Origin of the sequence: Peterkaempfera bronchialis, assembly GCF_003258605.2 — a bacterium.
Taxonomy (GTDB): Bacteria; Actinomycetota; Actinomycetes; order Streptomycetales; family Streptomycetaceae; genus Peterkaempfera; species Peterkaempfera bronchialis.
Map to the genome: position 1 here is coordinate 3400094 of NZ_CP031264.1, position 23285 is coordinate 3423378.

Sequence of the window (23285 nt, forward strand, 5' to 3'; positions counted from 1 at the left end):
CGCGCCGTCATGTCGCGCCGTCGCGTCCCGGGCCCGGGGCGGCATGGAGCCCCCGCCGCCGGGTAGCCGCCCACCAACGGCCCGCTACCACAGGGCAGCCCCGGCCGCCGCCCGGCCGACACGCCCGGCGGCGCCACTCAACCCCCTTGGGAGGAACCCCTCATGGGCCTCGGTGGATGCGTGATCCTGATCGCCCTCGGCGCCATCCTCACCTTTGCGACCGACTGGCATGTCAACGGTGTCAACCTCGACATCGTCGGCGTGATCCTGATCGTGGTCGGCCTGCTCGGCCTGATCACCTTCAGCAGCGTCCTGCGGCGCCCCCGGCGGGGCTTCGGCCCGGGGATCGGGGCCGACGAGGTCGTCGAGGAGCGCCACCACTACTACGACGACCCCCGGCTCTGAGCCTCGGCTCGTGCTCTCGGCCGCCCGGTCCGGTACACAACCTCACTGGCCGGGCGCGGCGCCCCGAGCCGGAGCGTCAGGGCGCCGCCCGGTCCGCCGCCGCCCGGTCCGCTGCCGCCCGGTCCGCCGCCGCCCGCCCAGGTCGCACGCAGGCACGCCGGTGGTCGGCCGGGACGGCCGCGACCTTCAGGCGTCCGCCGCCGGGTCGTCCATACCCGCGAGGACCAGCGGCAGGCGGGCGGCACCGCCCGGGACCAGCCGGACCGGGACGCCCCAGTCCTGCTGGTGCACATGGCAGGCGGGGTACTCGACGGCCGGGTCGTCATCGCAGGAGGCGGCCATGGCGGAGACATGCAGAACGCCCTCGGTCGGGCCGTCGGCCGCCAGCACGACCTCCCGGGAGAGCGCGCTGTCCGCGCCCTCACCGGAGGCGAGCAGCTCCGGCGGAGTGGCGCTGACCAGCAGCCGGGTGGAGGGGCCGTAGCGCTCGTCCAGCTTCTGGCCCGCCGGGGCGGAGAAGACCACATCGATCCGGAAGGGGCCGGGTGCCACCTCGGTGGCGGGGCGCTGGGTGCGGTGCGCGGTGCCCTCCACCCGGACCGCCTCCTCGGGGAGGCGCAGCCGGGTGAGCCGGTGCCGGGCGGACTCCACCACCACGATGTCGTCGCCGACGAGCACCGCGCCGGAGGGTTCGCGCAGGTCGGTGGCGAGGGTGGTGACCTCTCCGGCGGCGACCTCCCCGGTCGGCGGGGCGTAGCGGCGCAGTGCGTGGTTGTAGGTGTCGCTGACCGCGACCGAGCCGTCGGGGAGGACGGTGACGCCCAGCGGGTGCTGGAGCAGTGCCTGGTCGGCGGGGCCGTCGCGGTGGCCGAAGTCGAAGAGGCCGGTGCCGACGGCGGTGTGCACGGTGAGGTCGGCGGCGTCGATCCAGCGCAGCGCGGAGGTCTCGGAGTCGGCCACCCAGAGTCGGCTGCCGTCGGCGGCGGCGGCGAGCCCGGAGGGCTGGGCGAACCACGCCTCGGCGGCGGGGCCGTCGACCAGGCCCTCGTTGGTGGTGCCGGCGGCGACCTCGACGGTGCCGGTGGCCGGGTCGTACGCCCAGAGCTGGTGCACTCCGGCCATGGCGATCCAGACGCGGTCGGCGAACCAGGCGACGTCCCACGGGGAGGAGAGGTCGACCTCGCGGGCCGGGCCGGAGACGGCGGAGCCCTGCCACCACTGGCGGCCGGTGCCGGCCAGGGTGGTCACCTCGCCGTCGGCGAGGCGGACGCCGCGCAGCGCGTGGTTGACGGTGTCGGCGACGACCAGGTCGCAGCCGAGTGCGGCGGCGGTGTCCGGCGGGAGCAGCGCCAGACCCTGCGGTTCGCTGAACCGGGCCTGGTCGGCGGGGCCGTCCAGCAGGCCGCGTCGGCCGTCGCCGATGCGGCGCCGTACGGTCTCGCCGTCGTCGGCCAGCTCCACCAGGGAGTGGTGTCCGGAGTCGGCGACCAGGTAGCCGCCGTCCGGCAGCCGTACGGCCTTGCCGGGGAAGGCGAGCGCACCGGCCTCGGGCTCCGGCGGCACATAGGGGCTGTCGCCCCGGTGCAGGGTGCCCTTGGCGGCGTGTTCGGCCTCCAACTCCTCGACCAGCTTCTCGATGGCGTGGGCGTGTCCCTCGCCGGCGTGCTGGGCGACGACATAGCCCTCCGGGTCGATCACCACCAGGGTGGGCCAGGCGCGCACCGCGTACTGCTTCCAGGTGGCCAGTTCGGGGTCGTCCAGCACGGGGTGGTGCACCTCGTAGCGGGCGACGGCGTCGACCACGGCCTGGTGGTCGGCCTCGTGGACGAACTTGGGCGAGTGCACGCCGACGATCACCACGGTGTCGCGGTGGCGCTCCTCCAGTTCCCGCAGTTCATCGAGGACATGCAGGCAGTTGATGCAGCAGAACGTCCAGAAGTCCGCGATGACGATCTTGCCGCGGAGGTCCGCGAGGGTGAGGTCCTTGCCGCCGGTGTTCAGCCAGCCGCCTGCGCCGACCAGCTCGGGGGCGCGTACACGTGCACGAGAAGCCATACCCCCATCAAACCCCACCGGCCCCGTCCGCATTCCGGGACGGGGGCGGTGGAGGTGCGGCAACGTCCGTACCGGGGTGGGGCGAGTGGTCCGGGGGCTCAGGCCCGGCATCGGTACCCTGGAGCGCATGTCTACTGCCCCGGTTCGCGTTCGTTTCGCCCCGTCCCCGACCGGCATGTTCCATGTCGGTGGTGCACGGTCCGCTCTCTACAACTGGGCGGTGGCGCGACAGTCCGGTGGCACGTTCGTCCTGCGCATCGAGGACACCGACGCGGCCCGGAACAAGCCTGAGTGGACCGACGGCATCATCAGCGCGCTTGCGGCGATCGGTATCCACGGCGAGGACCCGGCCTTCGAGGGACCGTACTTCCAGTCGCACAACGCCGACCGGCACCGGGAAGCGGCGCAGCAGCTCTTCGCGGCCGGCCGGGCGTACTACTGCGACTGCACCCGGGAGCAGCTGAAGGAGCGCACCGGGTCGGAGCAGCTCGGGTACGACGGGTTCTGCCGGGACCGGGGGCTGGCCTTCGAGGAGGGGCGGGCGCTGCGGTTCCGGACGCCGGACGAGGGCGAGACCGTCGTGGTCGACCTCATTCGCGGGGAGCCGGCGTTCCCGAACAGCGCGATCGAGGACTTTGTGATCGCCCGGGGGGACGGGTCGCCGGTCTTTCTGATCGCCAACGTGGTGGATGACCTGGATGAGGGCATCACGCAGGTCATCCGTGGTGAGGAGCACCTGTCGAACACGCCGAAGCAGCAGTTGCTGTGGGAGGCGCTCGGAGCCAAGCCGCCCGTGTGGGCGCATCTGCCGGTGATTGTGAATGACAAGCGGCAGAAGCTGTCCAAGCGCCGCGACAAGGTGGCGCTGGAGGACTACCTCGCCGAGGGCTTCCTGCCCGAGGCGATGGTGAACTACCTGATGCTCCTGGGCTGGGGCCCGGGCGACGACCGGGAGATCATGCCGTACGAGGAACTGGAGCGGCTCTTCCGGATCGAGGACGTCAACACGGCTCCCGCCTTCTTCGACGTGAAGAAGCTGACGGCGTTCAACGGCGAGTACATCCGCGCGCTCTCGCCGGAGCAGTTCGCCGCCGCCTGCGCGCCGTGGCTCGTCGCCCCGTATGCGCCGTGGGCCCCGGAGGCGTTCGACAAGGACGTCTTCGAGGTGGCGGCCCCGCTGGCCCAGACCCGACTGGCGCTGCTGCCGGAGATCACCGGCTACGTGGACTTCCTGTTCCTCTACGAGCCGGTCGAGGACGAGGCGTCGTGGAACAAGGCGATGAAGGCAGGCGCCGCCGACATCCTCTCCAACGCCCGTGCTGAGCTGGCCGCCGTCGCGGACTGGAAGGCGGACGACCTGAAGGCCGTGCTTCTCGCCATCGGTGAGAAGCACGGGCTGAAGCTGGGCAAGGCCCAGGCGCCCATCCGGGTCGCGGTCACCGGCCGGACAATCGGACTCCCTCTGTTCGAGTCCATGGAACTGCTCGGCCGCAACCGCGTGCTGGCCCGCCTGGACGCGGCAGCCAAGAAGCTGGCCGCGCAGGCGTAGCCGCTGCTCAGGCGACCTTCGCGAGAAGGGCGCCCCAGGCGTTGCCGAAGTGGTCCAGGTCGAACCGGGCCAGGGCTTCGTACGCCGCCTCGGCCTCGGTGTGGCCTGCCGCCGCGCGTTCCTGGACCTGTGCCGGAAGACGGCGGAGGTCCGGGGCCGGCTGTCCGGTCAGTGCGGCGAGGTCACCCAGGCCGGCCACCGGGCGGATCAGGCAGGGTAGGCCGAGCAGCAGGGCCTCGGCCGCACAGCGGCTCCATCCTTCCCGCATCCGGGGGAGGAAGACGCCGACGTCACAGGCGCGCAGCAGACGCAGATACCGCTCCCGCTCGACGTCGTAGTGCGCACTGTCGAGGCCGATGGTGTTGCTGCCGCTGGTGATCACCCGCAGCCCGGGGGCGCCGGACAGGGCTGCCGAGACCTCCTCGGTCCCCTTCCAGTGCACAGCCTTGCCCGCGTAGACGCCGATCACGTCAGGAGTCAGGCCGAACTCGGCGCGGCACTCGGCCCGGTCGTAGCCGCGTGCCTGCTCGATCTCGGTCATGTCGAAGGCGTTGTAGATCACCCGTACGCTGCGAACGCCCCGGGCGCGGAGCTGGTCGGCCCAGTACGGGGCAACGCACACGACGGCGGCGCACTCTGGCAGCACGCGGAACAGCCGCTCCCAGAGCATGGCCTCGACGGGGGCGGAGTCATGTTGGAGCGGCTCGTAGTGGTGCAGGAGGAACACCGTGCGGGCGCGCATCTCGGGCGTGAACAGCAGCAGGCTCAGGTCGTCCCATACGAACGTGCCGGTGCTGCCCTGCAGGGCCCGTATGGAGGGGGCCAGGCGGGCGAGGTGGCGGAGCTTGCGCCAGCGGCGGACTCGGTAAGTCCGCTTGTGGTCCGGGACGGTGCGCCATTCCACGTCGTCGGCCGTCACCTCGTGGAGCATCCGTAGGTAGACCCGGCCGCCGGTCCGGCCGACCGGCTCCATCGAGTAGACGACCCGTTTCACGGACGTACCTCCTGTATGTGGTGGGCGTACTCGGCGTGCAGTCGCGCGTGCATGGCTTCCAGATGGGGGCCGAGGTTGCGGGCGGCGTCGGCGAGGGGGAGGTGGAAATCGCCCAGGGTCCGGAGGAACCGTCGGCGCCGGTCGAGGTTCGAGGACGCGGTGAGGTCGCGCAGGTTGTGCAGGCGGTCGGCGAGCCGGACCAGGAGGTCCTCGGGCGGGAGCGCGGCCTGCTTCGTGCGCCAGCGGGTCTCGTCGCCGACGGACTTCGTGCGCTGTTCGAGGCGGTGGTCGGCCGTCATGGCACGCAGGCGGGCGGTGAACGGGCCGCCGAGGTGGTGGACGAGCAGTGCTCCCGACTCGGGCGCTACCTCCACGGCGTCATGGAGGAGGGCGAGGAGGAGGGTCTCGGGGCGTCGGACGCCGATCTCCGCTCGCAAGAGCCTTACGACGGCCAGCGGGTGCTCCAGGTATGGGGTGCCCTGGTCGCGGGTGTGGCCGTCGTAGACCGTGAGAGCGAGGCCGGCGGCCACGCGGGCGCGGGACTGCTCGTCCGGGCTCCATGCGGCGGCACCGAGCACGGTCAGGACGTGGTCGAGATCGATGAGGTCCATCCGCCTCACCTCGCACGAAGGGACGCGGCACGAGGGCCGGGGACGTGGTCGGCGAGCAGCAGGGTGTCTCCGACGGCGAGGGCGTCGAGGCGCAGGTCCACCGCCGCTGCCACGGCTTGCTCGGCGGTCCGCAGGATCGGGGCGCCTTTGCGGTTGAGGGATGTGTTCAGCAGCAGTGGCAGTCCGGTGAGGTCGCGGAACTGCTCAAGGAGGTCTCGCAGGCCCTGGTGGTCGGCGGCGACGGACTGGACGCGGGCGGTGCCGTCGTGGTGGGTGACCGCCGCGATGCGGTCGGCTCGGCACCGCCGGACGGTGGCGACACGGTTCATGAAGGGGTCGCCCGACGACATGAACCACTCCGTGGCGTGCTCGGTGAGGACGGCCGGTGCGAACGGGCGGTACGCGGCTCGCTTCTTGATCGCGTTGAGTCGGTCCCGCGTGGCGGTGTGACCGGGGTGGGCGAGGATCGAGCGATGGCCGAGGGCACGCGGCCCGAATTCGAGCTGTCCCTGCACCCAGCCGACGATGCGATGCTCGGCGAGCAGTGCCGCCACTGTGGGGGCCAGTCCGCTCCCGAGCTGGGACAAGGCGCGATAGCCGGACGGCACCGTTGTCGTCGGCAGCACGCCCGGACCGGGGCCCCAGGCAGCGTCGGTCGGCACCGGTACGCGCTCCTGCCCGAGTTGGTAGTGCCAGCCGTAGAGCGCGGCGCCCACGGCTGTACCGGCGTCGTGCGGGGCTGGCGCGACGAAGAGGGTGTCGAATCCGCTGTCGGCGGCCAGCCGACCGTTGAGGTGGAGATCGCCGAAGGCCGCGAGCGCCATCATGCTGCCCTCGGGCTCGTCGCCGGGTGGGATCACCCGCCGGGCGAGGTTCCGGTAGAAGTGCCCGGGGGAGGAGTGGACGCGCCGGGGCCCCACCGGGCCCGGCACGACGGCCGGCATGCCCTGGTAGAGGCGGTCGATGCGATCAGGCCACAGGTCGTACCCCGTGATGCGCTCCCGGCCCGGGCCGAAGTCGGCGCCCAGTGAGGAGCCACCGGCGTCGATGACGAGGCCCCCGGCGCGCTCGTGCCCGGAGAGCAGGTAGCCGGAGAGCACGTGGGCCGTGTGGTGGGAGAGGAGGCGGAGGCGTTCGCCGAGCGGGGCGGGCAGGAGAGCGGCGAGTTCTTCCCGCTCCTCGGCCAGCCACCAGCCGGCTGCGGGGTTGGGACGCATGGAGGCGGCCCATACGGCGTCCACGTCCTCCGGCTCGATGCCGGCTGCCTCCAGGCACCACTGGAGCGCGCGGGTCGGAGCGGTGAGCGTGCCCTTGCGGGTGCTGGGGTGGTTGTGCTTGTCGCCGCTCGCTGCCGCGGCCTGTCTCGAATGTTCTCCCGAGACGGCCGTTGTGGTCCCGCTGGTCCGGTGACTCCGGCGTTCACCTGCCCTGGCGTCTCGACGCAGCAGTACGAGGAGACGTGACCGTGCAACTCCTGGCCCAGTCGGTTCGCGGCTATCCGTCGCTCTCCGAGCTGACCGCCTGATCCGGTAGGCGTCGGGCCGCCGGGCGGTCCGGGCGGTCAGCCGAGCCGGTGCCGCAGCCAGGCCAGTCCGTGGGCGCTGAGGATGTCCCACTGCCGACCGGGCTGTTCGGCGCTCCGGAGTGTCCACAGCCCGGCCAGTGTCGCGCCGAAGGCCGTCACCGCCCACGGGGATGCCTCCCGCCAGAGCGGCAGCCGGGCGGCCCACTGCTCGGCCTCCGCCGGGGTGTGGCCTGCGCCGATCAGCCGGACCACCAGGTAGGCGGTGTCGACCCAGGGAGCGCCGGGTGCGGGGAAGGCCCAGTCGATGACACGGGCGGTTCCGCCCGAGATCAGGATGTTGGAGCCGGTCAGGTCGGTGTGCGCGAGCGTTCTGCCGTCGACCAGGCCCGGCGCTTCCCGCTCTGCCGTGACCAGTGCATCGAGGCGGACTGCCGTCCACGGCCCGAGCCGGTCCGGGTGCCGCTCGCGAACTGTCTGCCAGTAGTCCTGGCCGGACCAGCGTTCCGCCAGGGTGAAGCCGCGCAGGGGCGGAGCGGGGGTCAGAGCGTCGGCGAGTTGTCCGAGCGTGCGGGTGATCAGGGGCAGGTCCCCCGACCCCGGTGAGAGGTCGGCGTGGCGGCCGGGGATGTGTTCGAACCCGAGCGCCAGCCAGCCGACGGCCTCGACCGACCAGTGCAGCGCGGCGGCGGTGTTCGGCAGCGCAGGGCTGACGGCTGCTTCCCGGCGATGCATCCACGCCCGGGGGTTGTCCGTACGGATGGCCTTGCAGAACACCGGCCCGGTGGCGGTGTCCAGCGTGGCGGCGTAGTCCGAGACGGTGCCCGCCGTCGGCGGTACGGCCTTGGTCACATGGCCGGTGCGCAGTTGGATGCTCGCGCGGAGGTCGGCCGGAAGGTCGTCCCAGGCGTAGGCCATGAGTTGCGCCGTCCTTGAGTCGGGCCCGCCCGCTCCGAGCCGGAGGGGGCGGGCGTGGGCGGTGGGGTCAGTTGCTGTTGTGGCAGCCCTGGTGACACTGCGAGCAGTTGCCGCTTCCACTGGTGTCGCTGCCGTCACCGCCGCTGCCTTCGGAGCAGTTGGCGGGCATGCCCCGCAGCTCGGTGTCCACGGTGTACCCGCCGGCTTCGACAGTCCAACCCCAGTGCCTGACCGAGCTGAGCAAGCGCGTTCGACGCGTTGTGGCGGCGCTGGTCATCCTCGCGTTTGTAGCTCATGAGCTTCGTTGCTGCCCTCGGTGCAAGCAAGGCACTCGTTGATGCGACGCAGGGCTCGCTCTGCATCGTGTCGCGTACCTGCATTGTTCGCAACGAAGGCGCGGCTGACCGCAGTCCGGCCGGACCGCCTGCTTATGTGGGCCCCAACCGGCGATTCGAGGCCCACAGGCGTATGTGCAGGGTCGATGGGCGCCGAAGCGACCGCTGTGCGGCTGCTTTGCGGCAGGCGTCCGAGGCAGGAGCGAAGCCGTCAGAACGCGAGGGCGTGCCGGTAGACGATGCGCAGCCGGGTACGGAGGGTGCTGTCGCTGATGGTCCGCAGGGCGGTTTCGTGGTCGCCGGTGACGACGCGGAGCTGGGCTCGCTGCCGGTCGAGGTAGGCGGTGAGGAAGGTATGGGTCTCGCCGGTGGTGGTGGGCAGCACGGCGGCGACGTAGAGCGTGACCAGGGAGAACGACCAGCAGCCGTGGATGAATCCGTAGGCGGGCCGGTGAGTCTTCTTCCATGGAGAGTAGAAGGTCCGGGTGTTGTCGATCTCGCAGCCGGTGGCAGTGAGCGCGTCGTTGAGCCAGTTGTGGCCGGCTTCATGGATGAGGTCGCGGGCGACCATGACGGTGTTGTCGGGGACGTAGTCGAGGAAGACGGTGCCGGGCATGCGGCTGATGGTCCAGCTGCGCAGGGGGCTGCCGAGGGGTTTGCCGGTGAGCAGGCAGACGATCGGGGCGTGGGCGTCTACCAGGTCGCCGAAACCTTGGTCGGCGGCGAGGGTGGCCGATTCCAGGGTGAGCTTGTGCAGGTGCCCGGGGGCGGCCTGGGTGGTGGGGCCGAGGACGTAGTACGGGGTGTCGGAGACGTACGAGGTGAGCAGTTGCTCCTCCGCCGGCACGACGGTGAGCGGCCCGGCGGCCGGAGTGAGCTCGGTAGCTGCGGCGTCGGGGTGCTCGCTGTACCAGACGAAGGTGTCGGGGTCGCCCACGCGAGCGGCGTGTTCGGCGCCTTCGAGGACGTGGTGCGCGAGTGCGTAGCCGGTGGCGGGGGCGTGCGTGGTCGGGGTGATGAGGCGGCCGGCGCCCCGGCCGAGGGCCTGGTGGATGCGCTCGGTCTTGGTCCGGTGGAGGTCGTGGATCGCGGGCATGCGGAAGACGGTGGTGAGGTCCATCGCGGTCTCCTTGCGGGGGCTGGGTGGGGCCAGGACCTGGGTGGCCCTGGCCCCGGGGTGTCTAGCGAGCCAGGCACCCAGGTGTTCCGGTCATGCGTGGGCGGTCGGCTCGGTCGGCCAGTCGTCGGCGCCCTCCCGGGAGGAGTGCATGGTGAAGCGGACGGACCCGTCGTCGTCCCGGAGCTCGTCGACGGCGTCGAGGAAGTCCTTGGCCCAGGTGTCGTTCTTCACAGCGGATGCCCTTTCTGTGCAGGTCGGCTGGGGTGTGATGGAGTTCTGCGGGTCGGCGGTGATCGCTCCCGTGGTGTCGCGGTGTTCACGCCGTGGCCTGTGGAAGTTCGGGGTGGGTGTCGGCCGGGAGTGGGCAGGCACAGCAAGTGCCCTCGTTGGGGGCGTCGGCTTCGAGGGCGCCCAGGAGCAACGCGGTGGCGGCGTCCAGGATGGCGAAGTACGCGCTGTCCGCCGTTCCGGAGGTGGGGAGCAGGCGCAGGTCGAGGACCGGGTAGGTACGACCGGTGGTCTCGCAGGTCAGGTTGTTCCGGGCGACCAGGAGGCGGACGGCCGCCGGCATGGCGGCGGCGCAGCGGTTGGCGGCACGGCACAGGGCGACTGCGGTGGCGGCGTACTCGGTGGGGGTGCGGGGGAGGAGGCCGACGTCCCGCGGCTGGTTGTTTCGGGCGGGGTCGTCGTACTGGTGGCCTTCACAGCTGTCGTACGTAACGAGGTGCCAGCGGCTGGTGAGGTGGTCGACGAGCGGTTTGACGCCGGGCTCGATCGCGGCGGCCCACTGAGGGTGGGCGGGGTCGAGGTCGTCGGCGAGCTGGGTGCCGGGCAGGCCGGTGGTGTTGATGTTGCCGAACTCGCTGGTGTGCAGCTCGGCCGGGCGGCGGGGGGCCGTGGGGTTGTCCCAGGTGGTGAGGAACGCCTGGACGTCGCGCATCCGGTTGACGGGGGTGGGGCGCCAGCGGGCGGTTCGGCACCAGGCGCCGCCTGGGTGTTCGGGGTCGGCGAGGAGCGCTGCGGTGCCGTCGATCAGCCGCATCCGGTAGTCGCAGTACGCGTCGTGCTGGCCGGTGAGGTTCATGCGCCAGCGGGTGGCGATGCAGCCGCCGCCGCAGGTGGTGCGGTAGTCGCAGGTCATGCACGCCCGCATGAGGTCCTTGCCCTGGCCGAGGAGGTTGGAGTTGCGCTGTGCGGCGGTGATCTCGGCCCGGCCTGTGGTGGGCTGTAGGACGGTGAGTTGGGCCTGGGGCCAGGGGAGTTCATCGCAGCTGCCCATGCGTCCGTCGGGGTAGAGGGTGAACACGTGGTCGCACTTCATGTCCGAGAAGTGGCAGAACGACACCCCGAGGCCGCGCAGCCGACGGATGGTGGGCACAGCCGGGGAGAGCTTGAGGCGGCGGAACAGCCCGCTGGTCATCCAGTGCTGGGTGACGCCGAGCACGAACTCTGCGTACTGGTCGGGGGTGATCGCCCACGCCGGGCCGTCGAGGCCGGTGAGGACGGCTTGCTGGAGGGCACGGCTGGCCGGACGGCGGCGACCGGTGTACGCGGTGGGCCGGGTGATGGTGGCGTCGAAGCACGGTACGAAGCTGACGGAGGTGACGGCCTTGAACACGGCCAGGTGGTCCAGGACCTCGGCGTGGCGCCCGAGGACCGCAGGGGTGACGGTGGTGATGATCCCGCACGTTCGGCCGCACTCAGCCAGGAGGTCCAGTGCCCTGACGGCAGCGGGGTAGGTGGGTTTGCCCTGGTAGTCGACGCGCCACCGGTTCCCCTCGGGGTCGCCATCCAGGGAGATGCCGATCTCCAGACCGGGGTACAGGGTGTCGAACAGGTCGAGCCACTCGGCATCGAGCTGGACGCCGTTGGTCTGTAGGGACAGGCGCTTGACCTGCGGCATGGCCGCGAGGGTGCGCAGCAGGTGGGCAATGTGGTCCTTACCGGCGGTGAGCGGTTCGCCGCCGTGGAGTTCGATGGCGAGCGGCCGGGTGCCGAAGAGCTTCGGGAGGAGGTCGACCTGGTCGGCGCTGATCCGCGCGCCACCGGGTCCCTCCTTGCGCTTCTCGTAGCAGTGCAGGCAGTCGATGTCGCAGGTCTCGCCGCGGACCTTGAGGATCACCGAGACGGCGTCGGCCTCGGATGTCTCCAGCGACCGGTACAGGTGGTCGATCTGCTCGTTCGGAGTGGTGGGGTGCATCTGGTGCCTCCCAAGGAGGAGCGGGCTCCGGGCCCGGTCAAGGGCGAAGCGCCTTCTGCCACGCGGCCAGCCGGCCGGGGGTGAGGCGGATGGTGAGGTCGGCGAACTTCAGTCGCCAGCCGTCGCTGTAGCGCTGGGGGATCCATCCGAGGTCCAACCAGTGGTCCGGCACCTGGCCGTCCGGCTCGGCAGTATCCGGCCACACGGTCAGCAGCGCGGCCAGCAGCCGGCTGCGGGCCTGACTGAATGCCTGGTGAACCGGGACCACGCCCGGCAGCGGGGTCTCGGCAAGGACGGGGGTCCACTTGTCGCCGAGCAGCGGATGGCCGCCAGCCACGTTCTCTGCCTGTTGGACGGCAATGTGCAGCTGCCGCACCACCAGGTCCATGGCGTTGTTCAGGTTGGCCTGGAATAAGCCGTCCAGATCCTCGACCAGACTGATCGCGTGCTGGACCCGGTCTGCCAGCGCCCACCTGCGGTAGACATCCCGCTCAGTGGCGGTGAGAACCGGCTGCTCCATGCCGTCCATGGCACGGGCGGTACGCAGCACGGTCAGCGCGGACAAGCGGCGTCGGACGGTACGGAACAGGTCGACGTCGTCGGCGAGGATATGGAATCGCCGCAGGTAGCCCCGCAGTTCGTCGGCCTCGGTGGCGGCCAGGGCCTCCAGATCGACCCGGATGCCGTCGATAATGCGGGACTGAAGCACCGGCTCCGGGCCTTCGGCGAACAGCACCCGCAGGTCGACATCACTGCGGGCATGGGCGAATCCGCAGGCGACGGGCCCCACCATCCACACCGGCGAGCCCGGAAACTCCCTGGCCAGCTGCTTGGCGACCACACGGGCTGCCTTCAGCCTCTGCTCCACCCACGGGTTCACGCCGCTCCCTTGCCGTGCAGGACCCTGCGAGCGGTCTCGGTGACCCAGATGTCCAGGTGCTCGCGGACGTCGCTTCGCTGTGCTCCGATGTGCGGGGTGGCGAGCAGGTTCAGCGGCTTCGGGCCAGTGGTGAACAGATGCGCGTCGGCGGGTTCGACCGGGTCGGCGGCGAGACCGGACAGGCGGCCGTCGGCGAGGGCGCCAAGGCATGCCGTGGTGTCGATGGTGGTCAGGCGTCCGGCGATGATCAGCAGCGGCTGGCGCCTTGCTGCCGAGCGGAGGAAGTCGGCCCCGAACGTGGCGGTGTTCTCCGCGATAGCGGGCAATGCGATGATATGGGCGTCTGCCCAGCCGGGCAGCGCGGGCGCGGGCAGCTGGCGCAGCCCGGTGATGCTCGGCCGGGCGGCGAAGGCGACCTCGGCAACCAACGGCGTGATGGCGGCAGCGGCTGCCCGGCCGACCGGTCCGGCACCCCAGATGGCCACGTTCATCGACGCGACCGGACGACCCATGCAGGCCATCTTGAGGTGGTCGCCCAGGCCCAGAGCGTGCGCGCCGAGCGGGACGCGCCGAGCCAGGGCGAGCAGCGCCATCAGGCACCACTCGGCGACCGCCGGAGCGGATGCCTCCGGGTGGCGGTGCAGGCCGATCCCCCGATCGGCGAGGAGGTCGGTGTCGATGCCGTCCAGCCCGGAGCCGGCCCGGATGGCGTGGCGCAGCAATGGCATGGCGGCCAGCTGTTCCTCACCGAGAGAGATGCCGGAGCGGAGGACGATCAGCTCCGCGCGGCGCGCGGGCCCGACAACGTCGCTGAGGCAGGTGAACTCGTAGACGTCGTGTGTGGTCAGGTGTCGGACGAGGTCGTTCGGGTTGGCCGCACCGCGAGCGACGAGGATCGTGGGGGCGCTCATTGGGCACGGTCCACGAGGGCATCGCGGGTGTCCGTGAGGGCGGCGAGGATGGCGGGGGCGACCTGGGGGATGAGGGTCTTGGTGGTGAGCTGGTCCAGCGGCACCCATTCGAAGCCGAGTTGGATGGGGTCGCGCGGGTCGGAGAACCTGGGTGCGGTGCGGCCATCGGTGATCTCGGCGAGGAAGTTGTGCTGGGTCTTGTGCTGCGGCCCGAGGTTCTTGCCGAACTGGCCGGGCACGTACTCCATGACGAACATCGACCGCACGGTCCGCACCGCAAGGCCGGTCTCCTGCCGAACCTTGCGGACGACGGCGTCGCGCAGCGACTCTCCCTCGATCGCCTTACCTCCGGGTAGGTTGTAGTGGAAACAGCCGCCGTCGGCGCTGTCGTCGTAGGACAGGAGCAGGACCTTCCCGCCGTGGATGATCGCTGCCTTCACCGACACGCTGATGCTGGGCAGATCGCTCAAGGTATGTGTCTCCGTACTGGGCTGTCGGGGCGGAAGGGATGTCACAGGCAGGCGCGGGCGTCGGGGGCGGCGACGCGCATCAGGTCCTGGACGCCGGCCAACTGGTCGGCTCGGAAGGCACCCGTGGCGCGAAAGGCACCGGCCGCACCCCGCATCGCGGCCAGTGCGGCGCGGGACAGCTGGTTCGCGTAGATCGCCAGGCGGAACCCGGCCTCCCCGAGGAGTCGCCGGTCAAGGTGGGGGAACGCGGTGGGAACGGTGACCAGCGGCACGCCGCCCCACCGGCGGGCGGCCTCCAGAGCCTCACGGCCGCTGATGTCCTTGCTGTGCGGCAACACGGCGTCCGCCCCGGCTGCCTCGTACAACTCTGCCCGGGCCAGCGCGTCGTCCATGCTGCCGCCGCAGATCAGCGTCTCGGTGCGGGCGATCAGCAGCAGCTCCGGGGCGGCGGCCCGCAGCTCTTTGATCTGCTCGCACACCGCTGCGGTGTCCGCCAACCCCTGGGCGCGATGCTCGGAGAACGAGTTGCACTTGGGATAGCGGCTGTCCTCCAGGCAGACGGCTGCCGCCCCGGCCGTCAGGAGGTCGAACCCGTACCTCGCGGCCGACGGCCCGGTGCCGGCGGCGTTGTCCACGTCCACGATCACCGGCAGGTCGGTGACACGGCGCAGCGAGGTGACGACATCCGCCAGGTCCCGGGAGCCGAGCAGGTTCTCGTCCGGGAGCCCGCAGGCGGCCGACACCTCCAGGCCCGACACCCACAGCGCATCGAATCCGGCCTCGGCGGCGACCCGGGCCGCCATGGCGTTCACCGCCCCGATCGCCTGAACGGGAAGCCGGGAGCTGGTGGCGTCGCCGAGGGCCGCGCGTAGGCGCCCGGCCGGAGATATCGGGGATACGGCCGTAGTCATCGGATGCTCCCTTCCGGATCGGGGGTGAGGCCGCGTTCCAGCAGTGCCCTCCAGGCGTCCGCAAGTACGTCGGCCCTGGGCTGCGCGGCATCGATGCGCACGGTCGGGCCGATCTTCGGGAACGCGACCGGATTGCCGGTGATCGCCTGGTAGGTGGCGCGCACGCTGGTCTGCACGTCCACCACGTCCCAGTCGTCTCTGACCGCGTCCCCTGCTCCTCGGGAGGCGGCGCGCTGCATGGAGGTGCTGGTGGCCGCCTCCAGAATGAGCGTCAGGTCGGGGACCAGGTCGATCGCCCCGGCCAGTTCGGCATAGGTGTCCGCCGGGGCCTGGCCATGCTTGACCTGGAAGAACGCGAGTTCCGACAGCAGCCATCGGTCCGCGATCACCGGGCGAAGCGGCAGCGACGGCGCGATCAGGCGCTCGACGGTGGCCTGCTTGTCGGCGCGCAGAGCCGCGAGGTAGCGGTCCCGGTTGGCCTCGGTGGGCGCGTACTTGCCGTCCACCAGGTCTGCGGCCACCTCGGGATCGAGCCAGTTCGTGGTGAGCACCGACAGCGGCGTCACCCCGTACAGGTTGTCGAAGAGCCGGAACAGCCCCTTGCGCAGCGTCGTCTTGCCACTGCCGTCCAGGCCCTCGATCACGACGAACGGAAATGTGTCCATCCCTACTCCACCTGCCCCGCTCCGGTGCCCGACTGGTACTTGGTGAACTGGCCTCGCCATGGCACCGAGGTGGTGACCAGGTCGGTGAGCCGCATCCCACCGATCTCGCCGAGCAGCCCCGGGAGTGACGGCTCCAGCACCACCGTTTCGGCGACGGCCCGGCAGTAGGCGGCGCGCAGCCCCGGGTTGCCCCCTCCCCCGGCGTGCAGGGCCGCGCGCAGGACTCGCATCGCCGTACCGAGGGCAACAGCGCGGGCGGCAGCCTGGAGCATCGCCAGGGAGGCGGTGCGACCGCTCTCGTGGTGGATGACGGCGAACACTCCGACCCACCAGGCACTGGCCCCGGCCGCGCCGTGCACGGCGGCTTCGGTGCCGCTGTCGAGCCCCTCGGCCAACTCCCGGGCCACCTCGTCCACCGCGAGGGTGAGCGGCCCGGCGGCGGTCAGGTCGTGGCCGAGCCGCTGCGGCACCTCGATCCACGGCCGCAGACCGGCGGCGCGGATCAGGATGTCGTCGTGCGGCACGAGGAGGACCGGCCGGGACACCATGTCGGCGGGGTCCAACTCGACGGGCAGCCTGAGTTGTTCGGCCGGGAGCGCTGCGGCCTTCCGCCACTGCTCCAGGTGCAGGTGCACCCGCTGCACATGCAGGCCGTCGGCGAGGGCCTGCCAGCTGTCCCGTACGGTGGTCGGCCGGAGTGTTCCGGGTGGGCTCACGCTGGGGGTGGTTCCTTCCATGCAGTACTCCTTGGGTGGGCGCGTCGAAGCGATGAATCGTAGTCATACAGTGACGGAGAGCGACGACATGTGCCGTCGGCGGCCGGTCGGTGGATCGAGTTGATCGGGCGCTGTGTGGGTCAGGGGACGGGAAGGTCGGCGTGCACGGACTTGCCCCGGGGGTCGAGCATGGCGCCCCACCGGCCGCCGGTGAGGTGGTGGACCAGGGCGAGCCCGCGGTGACACTCCTCGTCCACTCCGGCCTCCATCAGCACCGGCAGTTCACGGGAACCGTCTCGCACGAAGACGCGGACGTATCCCCTGGCAGGACGCCGGATGGCCACCTGCATGAACGTCAGGCCGCCGGTCTTGAGGGCGTTGGACACCAGCTCCGAGACAATGAGCTCAGCGGGGTCGACCATGTCGTCCAGGCCCCACTCCTCAAGCTTCTCCCGAACAAGTCGGCGGGCCATCCGTGCCGACTCCGGGCGGTACGGAAGAGATGCCGTCGCGGGGCGCGGCGGACAGACCCGAGCGGCGAGGGCGATCTCGGTCGCTGTCACGCCAGCCCCCGGCACTGCCTGCGCCACCGGCCGCCCTCCAGGCACCGCAGGACCGTGGCACGCTGCAAGGCCCGCTCGAAGCCATTCACGAAGACCTCGGCGCCGTCCGACTGCTTGCTCCAAGCATCCCCAGGCGCACCGGCGGGGCATATCCGGATCAGGCGGTCGTCCGGGTCCAGCGAGGCCAGCTGCATGGGGAGTCCGGCAGTGGCATCGGCCGGCACCCGGCGGCGCAGCTGGTCTGCAGAGGATCGGCGCACGGAGACCTCCGGAGTCCGATGGTGGAGGCGGCGGTCCCCCGGCATCGAGGGACGCATCAAAGGCCGCAGCTGATGCCCCATCAATCGGGGCGCTCCAACACCGTGGCGCTTTTTCGCTGAATCTGCAACGGAATCGGCACTGAATCACCCACGGAAGGAGAAGTGGCACATGCCGCCGCAAGCGCATGGCCTGGCACTGCCAGCATGTGACGTGCGACACTGCGCGAATCGGTACGGATGGTAAGCGCATGCACTCGGGAGGTAAGCACGTGGCAGCACGGCCAAGGCCGACGGCGCGGCGGATCGAGCTGGGGCACGAGCTTCGGCAGCTGCGTCAGCAGGTCGGCCTCACTCTCGAAGACGCCGTCAAGGGGCTGTCGTTCAGCGAGACGAAACTCCAGCGGGTCGAAACCGGCTTGCAGGACCTCCGCAATGCCGGAGACCTGCGGAAGCTCCTCGCCAGGTACGGCGTCACCGATGACGACGCGGTTGATCAGCTGGTAGAGATCCAGCGGACCGCCTCGCGCCAGGACTGGTGGATGCCGTACACCATGGCGACGATGGCTCCCGCGATGCCGCGCTTCCTCGGCGTCGAGTCCGTGGCTCAGGCCATCCGGGCATACCACCCGACTTGCGTGCTCGGCTTGCTGCAAACCGAACGGTACGCACTGGCCCTACATGAGATCGCCAAGCCGATCGAAGAGACCACCACCGAGTTCATCCAGAAGAGCGTGGCGCTGCGCATGAAGCGCAAAGAGCGCCTGGTGACCCCTCATGATCCCGTCAAGTTGTGGGCGATCCTGTATGAGCCGGCGCTCCGATACGTGGTCGGCGACCCAGACCTCATGCGCGAGCAGTACGAGGAGATCGTCCGGCTTGCGAAGCTCGACAACGTGACCGTGCAGATCCTGCCCCAGTCCGTTCGCGGCTACCTGTCGCTCTCCGATTTCACCTACCTGGACCTCGGCGACACACTGCCCATGACAGTCCAGGTAGACAATGCTGGGGCCGGTATGTCCATCACGGACAAGTCCCGCGAGGTCGGCCGGTTCACTCGGATGTTCGAGGCACTGTCCCGCTCGGCTCTCCCGTCCGAGGCGACACCGGAGTTCCTACAACAACTCACCCGAGAGATCACCTCATGACCCATCACCTCCCTGCCGCCGAACTCGCCGATGTAGCCGTCTGGTTCAAGTCGTCGTACAGCGGCTCCGGCAACAACTGCGTCGATGTCGCCGACCTGACCGCCACCTCCTTTGAGGCCATGGCCATCCGCGACTCGAAGGACCCCGACGGTCCGGCCTTGCTCCTCGCCCCTGAGGCGTTCGCCAGTCTCGTGGCATTCGCCAAGAAGTCCACCGTTTGATCAGCAAAGGGCCGCTCTCCCTCGTCCGAAGCAGGGGGAGGCGGCCCTTCCGCTGTACTGGTGTCCCATGCCCTCCGGAGTGTCCACAGCCCGGCCAGTGTCGCGCCGAAGGCCGTCACCGCCCACGGGGATGCCTCCCGCCAGAGCGGCAGCCGGGCGGCCCACTGCTCGGCCTCCGCCGGGGTGTGGCCTGCGCCGATCAGCCGGACCACCAGGTAGGCGGTGTCGACCCAGGGAGCGCCGGGTGCGGGAAAGGCCCAGTCGATGACACGGGCGGTTCCGCCCGAGATCAGGATGTTGGAGCCGGTCAGGTCGGTGTGCGCGAGCGTCCTGCCGTCGACCAGGCCACGGCGCTTCCCGCTCTGCCGTCCTGGCCGCCCCAGCGTTCCGCCAGGGTGAAGCCGCGCGCGGAGGTCGGCCGGGAGGTCAGGCCATGAGCTGTGCCGTCCTTGTCTGGGCCGGAGGAGGCGGGCGTGGGCGGTGCCGGTCAGTTGCTGTTGTGGCAGCCCTGGTGACACTGCGAGCAGTTGCCGCTTTCACTGGTTGGCGGCGACAGTCACGCCATGGGTCGAGCCGACGGCTCAGGACGGCTACTCGACCTGATCGGTACAGCGTGCCGCCGGAGGCGTGAGGGGTGCCGTCCGGGCGGGGGTGGCGAACCGGGGGGTGGCGGGGAGGCGTCCAAGGTGGTGGGAGCTGTTCGGGACGGCGGAGGGAAGTGTGGGATGAAGTACCTGGTGCGGGAGCGGATCTTCGGGATCGGTGATGACTTCTGGGTCACGACCGAGGGGGGCGAGAAGGCGTTCCTGGTGGATGGGAAGGCGCTGCGGCTGCGGGAGACGTTCGAGCTGCGGGATGCCTCCGGGCGGGTGGTCGCGGTGATCCGGAAGAAGGTGCTGAGTGTGCGCGACGCGATGAAGGTCGAGGACGCGCACGGGGAGACCGTGGCGACGGTGAAGAAGAAGCTCTTCACGCCGTTCCGCGACTCCTATCGGGCGGAGCTGGCGGACGGCGGTGAGCTGGAGATCCACGGCGACTTCCTCGACAAGGAGTACGACATCGAGGGGGGCGGCGAGCGGCTGGCGCGGATCTCGCGGAAGTGGTTCCGGATCCGGGACACCTATGCGGTGGATGTGGCCGAGGGGGCGGACCCGGCGCTGCTGCTGTCGGTGGCGGTCTGTGTGGACCGGCTGGCGGCGGAGCACGAGGAGGAGCAGCGGGAGAAGCACGGGAGGCATGGCGAGCACGGGGAGCACGGGGAGCGGGAGGACTGACCGCCGGCGTGGCCTCGGGCCCTCCCGGTGGAGGGCCCGAGGCCACGGGCGGGACGGGCGGCGGCGCCGGTCAGCGGGCGCGTCTGGCGAGGGCGCGGACGAAGGCGGTGGCGTCGATGGTGCCGAGGCCGCTGGCGAGGTCGTAGCCCTTGGCGGCGGCGTAGCCCTTGACTCCGGCGAAGGAGTTGTTGCCGCGCACCACGTCGATCAGGCCGTTGCGGCGCGGGAAGCGCTTGGCCATGGCGTAGAGGTCGTCGTTGATCCGGCCGAGGCGGTGGTGGGCCTTCTGGGCGGCGAGGGCGACGATCCCGGCGAGGATCGGGGTGGCCTCGCTGGTGCCGCCGGTGATGCCCCAGCCCTCCTGGCCGGGGATGAACGAGGAGTAGACCCAGGCGCCGCCGTTGACGGCGGCGCTCAGGCTGACGTCGGGGGTGCCCCGGTGGTTGCCGACCACGGCGGCGACCCCGCGCTGGAAGCCGGGGCGGGCGAAGATGCCGGAGACGCCGCCGCCGGCGGCGCCGAAGCCGTCGTTCCAGACCCGGTCGGACTTCAGCCGCCTGCCGGAGTTGTTGAGGGTGAGCTGGGTGCCGCCGACGGAGGTGACCAGCGGGTCGGAGGACGGCCAGGTGACCACCCGGTGCTTGTAGAGGCGGGCGCCGTCCAGCATGTAGTCGGTGGCGCCGGAGTCGCCGGAGGCGGCGAGCAGGGTGACGTTCCTGGCGGCGGCGGCCTTGAAGGCGTAGCGGAGGTTCAGCAGCGCGGAGTGGTCGCCCTTGGCGTAGCCGGGGAAGGTGTTCTCGGTGGCGCCGAAGCTCATCGAGATGACGTCGCCGATGCCCTTCTTGATGAGGTCGTTCTCGGCGTCCATCATCTCGGGGAAGCCGGTCAGGCCCTCGGTCTCGGCGACAGCGGTCTCCACCAGCACGATCTTGGCGTCGGGGGCCACGGCGTGGGCGTACTGCACATCGAGGTTGGTCTCGCCGGCCCAGCCGACGTGGTTCTCGATGTTGGGGTCGAACTTCGGCACCTTGCCCCACTTGACGATCTGCACCGTGGTGCTGGGCAGGCCGAAGGTCTTGGAGAAGACGTCCAGGTCGTGCTGGACGGTGGGGGAGCCGAAGGAGTCCACGATGACGATGGTCCGGCCCTTGCCGGTGATGCCGGAGCGGTAGAGCGGGTTGAGGTTGTACGCCTTGCGGTACTGGAGCGGCGAATAGCACCGGAGGTTGTACTTCTTCAGACACGCGGTCGTGGAGATCGGCTTGCTCACCGCATGGACCAGCGCGCGCCCGGCGGAGGCGGGGTGCGGCGCGGTGGTCCCGGCACCTGCCGGGTGGCCGCCGGCGGTCGCGACGGTGGCATCGCCGGTTCCGGCGGCGGTGAGGACGGCGGCGGTGGCCGCGGCGAGGGCGGCGACCGCCCTGGGGGCGCGGTGAGCAGGCTGGTGGCCCATGGTGCTCCTTTGGCGGGGACGCCATAGGCGTCCTTGTCTGCTGGTCCGGGGAGAGCAGATCCGATCGGAGGGCGTCGACCCATGGTGTTGACGGTCTCTTTGACCTCGCAAGTCGAGTGATCACGCGCTGTGCGTGTACGGTCACCGGAAATGCCGACCCGGAGGGGACCGCTGACCAGGCGTCCGGGCTGCGAGGAGAGTGCTGCGCCGGGGACCGTACGGGTGATCGGCCGCGCATGGGCGAGGCCCCGGCGGCGGCTGCCGTCGGGGCCTCGGGCGGACAAACAGCGAAGGAACGGCGGCGTCAGCGCCGTACGGGAGCGGGGATGCCGAGCAGGCGGTCGCGGAGCACCGGGAAGTCGGCGCGTGCCTTGGCGACGGCCGCCGGGTCGATCTCCACGGTGAGGACCTCCTCGCCGGTCCCGGCTTCGGCCACCACCTCGCCCCAGGGGTCGACCACCAGGCTGCGGCCGGCCTGCTCAACCCCGCCGTGGGTGCCCGCCGTGTTGCAGGCCAGCACATACGCCTGCTCCTCCAGCGCGCGGGCGCGGGCCAGCAGTGTCCAGTGCGCGGCGCGGCGGGCGGGCCAGGCGGCGGGGATGGTGAGGATCTCGGCGCCGGCGTCCAGCAGCGCCCGGAAGAGCTCCGGGAAGCGCAGGTCGTAGCAGGTGGCCAGGCCCAGGGTGCCGTGCTCGGTGGGGGCGGTGACGATCTCCTGCCCGGCTCCCATGGCGACCGCCTCGCCGCTGTCGAAGCCGAAGCGGTGGATCTTGCGATAGGTGCGGCGCAGCTCGCCGGCCGGGTCGAAGAGCAGTGAGGTGTTGTACATCGGCCCGTCGGGGTCGCGCTCCACGATGGAGCCGGCGTGCAGCCAGACCCCGGCGGCGCGGGCGGCGGCGGACATCGCCTCGGCGGTGGGGCCGTCCAGCGGTTCGGCGCCGGAGGACCAGGCCCCGTACGCGAAGCCGCCCAGCGGCCACAGCTCGGGCAGGACCACCAGGTCGTCCCCGGTGCGGCCGCGAACCAGGGCGGAGGCGCGGGCACGCCGCTCGTCCGGGGATTCCGTGTCGGAGACGGAGAGCTGGATCAGAGAAGCGCGCACAGTACCACCGTCCACTCCAAGAGTCCTACGATCATCACTCGAAAGCACTGACCCGGTGACACGGGGAAGCGTAACGTGCCGATAGCGCATGTGCCCGTGAGCGAAGCCGGCGCCGGGCCCGGCGCGCAGACGCACCGGAGCGATCAAGGGGTCGAGAAGATACGTGGCCGACAACCAGACCGTCCAGGCGTACATCGACGCATGGACGCACTCCATCGAGTCGATCTCCGAACTGGTCGCGCCACTGGCCGAGGGCCAGTGGAACCGCGCCACCGAATGCCCCGGCTGGTCGGTGCGGGACGTCGTCTCGCACGTCATCGGCATGGAGCTGGAGCTGCTGGGCGATCCCCGCCCAATCCACTCACTGCCGCGCGACCTGCGCCATGTGACCAGCGAGTTCACCCGGTACTGCGAGGTCCAGGTGGACACCCGGCGCTGCCACACCGCGCCGGAGATGACCGCCGAGCTGGAGTACACCATCATCCGCCGGGCGCGGGGGCTGCGCACCGCCAAGACCAAGCCGGACGACGAGGTGCGCTGGCCGATGGGCCCGTACACCCGTCAGCTGCCCTACCACCAGGTGCTGCGCCAGCGGGCGTTCGACGTCTGGGTGCATGAGCAGGACCTGCGGCGGGCGCTGGGGCTGCCCGGACATCTGGACTCCCCCGGGGCGCTGATCGCCCGGGACGTCCTGGTCGAGGGCCTGGCCAAGGCGGTCGCCAAGCAGGCCGGGGCGCCCGCCGGTTCCACGGTGGTGGTGGATGTGCACGGGGCGGTCGAGTTCATCCGCACCGTACGGGTGGACAGCGCCGGTCGCGGCACCGTGGAGGAGCGGGTGCCGGTCGCCCCCGCCGTGCAGCTGGCCACCGACTGGGAGACCTACGCCCGGCTGGCCTGCGGGCGGATCCGGCCCGAGAGTGCCGAGGTGAAGATCGAGGGCGACGAGGCACTGGGGCGGCGGATCCTGGAGAACTTCTCCGTCACCCCGTGACGGCTCCCGGCCTC

General features: G+C 70.9%; 25 protein-coding genes and 1 pseudogene. 6 read left to right on the forward strand and 20 right to left on the reverse strand.

Going from position 1 to position 23285, the window contains the following annotated elements; all coding sequences use genetic code 11:
- Positions 1-162: 162 nt before the first annotated feature.
- Entirely contained in the window at positions 163-405 is a 243-nt protein-coding gene (locus tag C7M71_RS15040; RefSeq protein ID WP_111488654.1) for a DUF6458 family protein, read from the forward strand.
- Positions 406-591: 186 nt separating this feature from the next.
- On the opposite strand, the gene C7M71_RS15045 is transcribed toward C7M71_RS15040, so the two are convergent.
- The gene (locus C7M71_RS15045; protein ID WP_111488652.1) at positions 592-2460 is read right to left on the reverse strand and encodes an NHL domain-containing thioredoxin family protein; all 1869 of its coding nucleotides are present in this window, start codon (positions 2458-2460) and stop codon (positions 592-594) included.
- A gap of 175 nt (positions 2461-2635) precedes the next feature.
- Here C7M71_RS15045 and gltX point away from each other — a divergent pair, with 175 nt between their 5' ends.
- Positions 2636-4009: a glutamate--tRNA ligase gene (gene gltX, locus C7M71_RS15050; protein ID WP_229759126.1), complete on the forward strand. Its 1374-nt coding sequence runs from the start codon at positions 2636-2638 to the stop codon at positions 4007-4009.
- Positions 4010-4016: 7 nt separating this feature from the next.
- Here gltX and C7M71_RS15055 read toward each other — a convergent pair whose 3' ends face one another.
- From C7M71_RS15055 to C7M71_RS15120, 16 genes are all read right to left on the reverse strand, one after another.
- Positions 4017-5003: a glycosyltransferase gene (locus C7M71_RS15055; protein WP_111488650.1), complete on the reverse strand. Its 987-nt coding sequence runs from the start codon at positions 5001-5003 to the stop codon at positions 4017-4019.
- Positions 5000-5614: an HD domain-containing protein gene (locus tag C7M71_RS15060; RefSeq protein WP_111488648.1), complete on the reverse strand. Its 615-nt coding sequence runs from the start codon at positions 5612-5614 to the stop codon at positions 5000-5002. Before C7M71_RS15060 ends, C7M71_RS15055 begins: the two co-directional genes overlap by 4 nt.
- A gap of 5 nt (positions 5615-5619) precedes the next feature.
- Positions 5620-6855 (reverse strand): carbamoyltransferase C-terminal domain-containing protein, encoded by a 1236-nt coding sequence (locus C7M71_RS15065; protein WP_229758738.1) that lies wholly within the window; start codon positions 6853-6855, stop codon positions 5620-5622.
- A gap of 320 nt (positions 6856-7175) precedes the next feature.
- Positions 7176-8054, reverse strand: a complete 879-nt coding sequence (locus C7M71_RS15070; RefSeq protein ID WP_111488646.1) for a phosphotransferase family protein — start codon at positions 8052-8054, stop codon at positions 7176-7178.
- 67 nt (positions 8055-8121) lie between these two features.
- On the reverse strand, positions 8122-8244 hold the full coding sequence (locus tag C7M71_RS32625) for a hypothetical protein (RefSeq protein WP_265737658.1): 123 nt from the start codon (positions 8242-8244) through the stop codon (positions 8122-8124).
- Between the two features lie 356 nt (positions 8245-8600).
- Entirely contained in the window at positions 8601-9509 is a 909-nt protein-coding gene (locus tag C7M71_RS15075; protein ID WP_111488644.1) for an aKG-HExxH-type peptide beta-hydroxylase, read from the reverse strand.
- A 90-nt stretch (positions 9510-9599) separates the two neighbouring features.
- Positions 9600-9740: a hypothetical protein gene (locus C7M71_RS30675; RefSeq protein WP_162824256.1), complete on the reverse strand. Its 141-nt coding sequence runs from the start codon at positions 9738-9740 to the stop codon at positions 9600-9602.
- A gap of 85 nt (positions 9741-9825) precedes the next feature.
- Positions 9826-11709: a radical SAM/SPASM domain-containing protein gene (locus tag C7M71_RS15080; RefSeq protein ID WP_111488642.1), complete on the reverse strand. Its 1884-nt coding sequence runs from the start codon at positions 11707-11709 to the stop codon at positions 9826-9828.
- A gap of 37 nt (positions 11710-11746) precedes the next feature.
- On the reverse strand, positions 11747-12589 hold the full coding sequence (locus C7M71_RS15085) for a hypothetical protein (protein WP_111488640.1): 843 nt from the start codon (positions 12587-12589) through the stop codon (positions 11747-11749).
- Entirely contained in the window at positions 12586-13500 is a 915-nt protein-coding gene (locus tag C7M71_RS15090; RefSeq protein ID WP_162824257.1) for an NAD(P)-dependent oxidoreductase, read from the reverse strand. Before C7M71_RS15090 ends, C7M71_RS15085 begins: the two co-directional genes overlap by 4 nt.
- On the reverse strand, positions 13497-13970 hold the full coding sequence (locus C7M71_RS15095) for an NUDIX domain-containing protein (protein WP_111488636.1): 474 nt from the start codon (positions 13968-13970) through the stop codon (positions 13497-13499). Before C7M71_RS15095 ends, C7M71_RS15090 begins: the two co-directional genes overlap by 4 nt.
- Before the next feature lie 41 nt (positions 13971-14011).
- Complete coding sequence (locus tag C7M71_RS15100) at positions 14012-14881, reverse strand: isocitrate lyase/phosphoenolpyruvate mutase family protein (protein WP_111488634.1); 870 nt, start codon at positions 14879-14881, stop codon at positions 14012-14014.
- Positions 14878-15546 (reverse strand): dTMP kinase, encoded by a 669-nt coding sequence (locus tag C7M71_RS15105; protein WP_111488632.1) that lies wholly within the window; start codon positions 15544-15546, stop codon positions 14878-14880. Before C7M71_RS15105 ends, C7M71_RS15100 begins: the two co-directional genes overlap by 4 nt.
- A gap of 2 nt (positions 15547-15548) precedes the next feature.
- Complete coding sequence (locus C7M71_RS15110) at positions 15549-16283, reverse strand: hypothetical protein (protein ID WP_111488630.1); 735 nt, start codon at positions 16281-16283, stop codon at positions 15549-15551.
- Between the two features lie 119 nt (positions 16284-16402).
- Positions 16403-16735: an ATP-binding protein gene (locus tag C7M71_RS15115; RefSeq protein WP_111488628.1), complete on the reverse strand. Its 333-nt coding sequence runs from the start codon at positions 16733-16735 to the stop codon at positions 16403-16405.
- Positions 16736-16821: 86 nt separating this feature from the next.
- Positions 16822-17085, reverse strand: coding sequence for a hypothetical protein (locus C7M71_RS15120; RefSeq protein ID WP_162824258.1), 264 nt, complete (start codon positions 17083-17085; stop codon positions 16822-16824).
- A 269-nt stretch (positions 17086-17354) separates the two neighbouring features.
- Here C7M71_RS15120 and C7M71_RS15125 point away from each other — a divergent pair, with 269 nt between their 5' ends.
- Positions 17355-18230, forward strand: coding sequence for a helix-turn-helix domain-containing protein (locus C7M71_RS15125; protein ID WP_175607689.1), 876 nt, complete (start codon positions 17355-17357; stop codon positions 18228-18230).
- Positions 18227-18451 (forward strand): DUF397 domain-containing protein, encoded by a 225-nt coding sequence (locus C7M71_RS15130; RefSeq protein ID WP_111488622.1) that lies wholly within the window; start codon positions 18227-18229, stop codon positions 18449-18451. The genes C7M71_RS15125 and C7M71_RS15130 overlap by 4 nt, the downstream gene beginning before the upstream one ends.
- A gap of 134 nt (positions 18452-18585) precedes the next feature.
- On the opposite strand, the pseudogene C7M71_RS33215 reads toward C7M71_RS15130, so the two are convergent.
- Positions 18586-18969: pseudogene (locus tag C7M71_RS33215) on the reverse strand (phosphotransferase); the annotation flags it as partial.
- Positions 18970-19176: 207 nt separating this feature from the next.
- On the opposite strand from C7M71_RS33215, the gene C7M71_RS15140 reads away from it, so the two are divergent.
- On the forward strand, positions 19177-19725 hold the full coding sequence (locus tag C7M71_RS15140; protein WP_111488620.1) for an LURP-one-related/scramblase family protein: 549 nt from the start codon (positions 19177-19179) through the stop codon (positions 19723-19725).
- A 70-nt stretch (positions 19726-19795) separates the two neighbouring features.
- On the opposite strand, the gene C7M71_RS15145 is transcribed toward C7M71_RS15140, so the two are convergent.
- Together C7M71_RS15145 and C7M71_RS15150 are read right to left on the reverse strand one after the other, a co-directional pair.
- Positions 19796-21178, reverse strand: a complete 1383-nt coding sequence (locus C7M71_RS15145) for a S53 family peptidase (RefSeq protein ID WP_111488618.1) — start codon at positions 21176-21178, stop codon at positions 19796-19798.
- Between the two features lie 304 nt (positions 21179-21482).
- Complete coding sequence (locus C7M71_RS15150) at positions 21483-22280, reverse strand: carbon-nitrogen family hydrolase (RefSeq protein WP_111488772.1); 798 nt, start codon at positions 22278-22280, stop codon at positions 21483-21485.
- Positions 22281-22443: 163 nt separating this feature from the next.
- Here C7M71_RS15150 and C7M71_RS15155 point away from each other — a divergent pair, with 163 nt between their 5' ends.
- A complete protein-coding gene (locus C7M71_RS15155) occupies positions 22444-23271 on the forward strand; it encodes a maleylpyruvate isomerase family mycothiol-dependent enzyme (RefSeq protein ID WP_111488616.1) in 828 nt (275 codons plus the stop codon).
- Positions 23272-23285 lie beyond the last annotated feature (14 nt).

Excerpts from the sequence above, each read along its gene's own strand:
- C7M71_RS15110 (WP_111488630.1), bottom strand. The coding sequence starts at position 16,283 with ATGGAAGGAACCACCCCCAGCGTGAGCCCACCCGGAACACTCCGGCCG.
- C7M71_RS15145 (WP_111488618.1), bottom strand. The coding sequence starts at position 21,178 with ATGGGCCACCAGCCTGCTCACCGCGCCCCCAGGGCGGTCGCCGCCCTC.
- C7M71_RS15115 (WP_111488628.1), bottom strand. The coding sequence starts at position 16,735 with ATGGCCCGCCGACTTGTTCGGGAGAAGCTTGAGGAGTGGGGCCTGGAC.
- C7M71_RS15060 (WP_111488648.1), bottom strand. The coding sequence starts at position 5,614 with ATGGACCTCATCGATCTCGACCACGTCCTGACCGTGCTCGGTGCCGCC.
- C7M71_RS15040 (WP_111488654.1), top strand. The coding sequence starts at position 163 with ATGGGCCTCGGTGGATGCGTGATCCTGATCGCCCTCGGCGCCATCCTC.
- C7M71_RS15045 (WP_111488652.1), bottom strand. The coding sequence starts at position 2,460 with ATGGCTTCTCGTGCACGTGTACGCGCCCCCGAGCTGGTCGGCGCAGGC.
- C7M71_RS15105 (WP_111488632.1), bottom strand. The coding sequence starts at position 15,546 with ATGGACACATTTCCGTTCGTCGTGATCGAGGGCCTGGACGGCAGTGGC.
- C7M71_RS15140 (WP_111488620.1), top strand. The coding sequence starts at position 19,177 with ATGAAGTACCTGGTGCGGGAGCGGATCTTCGGGATCGGTGATGACTTC.
- C7M71_RS15090 (WP_162824257.1), bottom strand. The coding sequence starts at position 13,500 with ATGAGCGCCCCCACGATCCTCGTCGCTCGCGGTGCGGCCAACCCGAAC.
- C7M71_RS15075 (WP_111488644.1), bottom strand. The coding sequence starts at position 9,509 with ATGGACCTCACCACCGTCTTCCGCATGCCCGCGATCCACGACCTCCAC.
- gltX (WP_229759126.1), top strand. The coding sequence starts at position 2,636 with ATGTTCCATGTCGGTGGTGCACGGTCCGCTCTCTACAACTGGGCGGTG.
- C7M71_RS15080 (WP_111488642.1), bottom strand. The coding sequence starts at position 11,709 with ATGCACCCCACCACTCCGAACGAGCAGATCGACCACCTGTACCGGTCG.
- C7M71_RS15130 (WP_111488622.1), top strand. The coding sequence starts at position 18,227 with ATGACCCATCACCTCCCTGCCGCCGAACTCGCCGATGTAGCCGTCTGG.
- C7M71_RS15100 (WP_111488634.1), bottom strand. The coding sequence starts at position 14,881 with ATGACTACGGCCGTATCCCCGATATCTCCGGCCGGGCGCCTACGCGCG.
- C7M71_RS15070 (WP_111488646.1), bottom strand. The coding sequence starts at position 8,054 with ATGGCCTACGCCTGGGACGACCTTCCGGCCGACCTCCGCGCGAGCATC.